This window comes from Moorena sp. SIO4A1 (assembly GCF_010672065.1).
GTDB lineage: Bacteria > Cyanobacteriota > Cyanobacteriia > Cyanobacteriales > Coleofasciculaceae > Moorena.
Map to the genome: position 1 here is coordinate 1 of NZ_JAAHHX010001056.1, position 1043 is coordinate 1043.

Here is a 1043-nt window from a genome sequence, read left to right on the forward strand (position 1 = left end):
TAAAAGTAGTAGCAAGAGGTTTGATGGTTACAAACGTCATATTCTTAAAGATTTAGACTCAGGTAAGGGACGAGCAGTCGGAGTCACCCCTGCTAATGTTCCCGAAGCCACTGTCACTCCAGGGATTGCGGAAGACTTAAAAGCTCAACAAATAATAGTGAAAGAATTACATATAGACCGAGGATATCTCAATAGTCATTTTGTCAAAGAACGTGATCAAAACTTGACCATTATTTGTAAAGCTTGGCGAGTCCGTAACGGTAAAGTTTTTGACAAAACAGCATTTGGTCTTGACTGGGAACAACAATTAATTAGCTGTCCCAATGGAGTTAGCATTCCTTTTGAGGAAGGTAAAGTAGTTCAATTTCCTCGTCAAAAGTGTCAGATGTGTCCCAAACGTTCCTGATGTACAACTAACATCAAAGGTCGCACAGTTTCTATTCATCCGGATGAATCTCTATTACAGGAATTACGGCAATACCAAACCTCTCAATCTGGTCGAGCCAAACTACGAGAGAGAATCACTGTTGAACATAGCCTTGCTCACATTGGTCAATGGCAGGGTACTCGCGCTCGTTATTTAGGAATTCGTAAGAACCTTTTTGATTTACGACGTATGGCTGTTGTCCATAATCTTCATCTTTTAGCCAGAATGCCCACAACCACTCAACAGAAAACCGCCTAGATTTCGAGCCTGATTTTCACACCACTCACATTTTTGTATACTTGTCAACCACGTCTACTGGACCGACGCTCTAGTAGACTAAGCTAATAATTAGATTGACATCCTCACGGATTAAAACCCCGTGGACTCTGTGGTTATAACACCGCCAACCGGTTAAAACTACCTTGGCTTTCAGCCAATAAACATACTCCTAAATCCTTAAGCTATTATTAGCAACTGTGGATTTACTTAAATTTTAAAAATTTAAAATTTTTTAAACTCTGCTGACCCTCTACTTTCTGTCGTTAAAAAATGGTCAAAATCGGTCAAGAAATGAAGAAGTTGATTTTCGGCACTTTTTATTAGTGACCAAGTTCAG

Annotated in this window: 1 pseudogene; it reads left to right on the plus strand. The window is 39.6% G+C overall.

Going from position 1 to position 1043, the window contains the following annotated elements:
• Positions 1-685 (plus strand): annotated as a pseudogene (locus F6K53_RS45225) (transposase); the annotation flags it as partial.
• Between the last annotated feature and the right edge of the window lie 358 nt (positions 686-1043).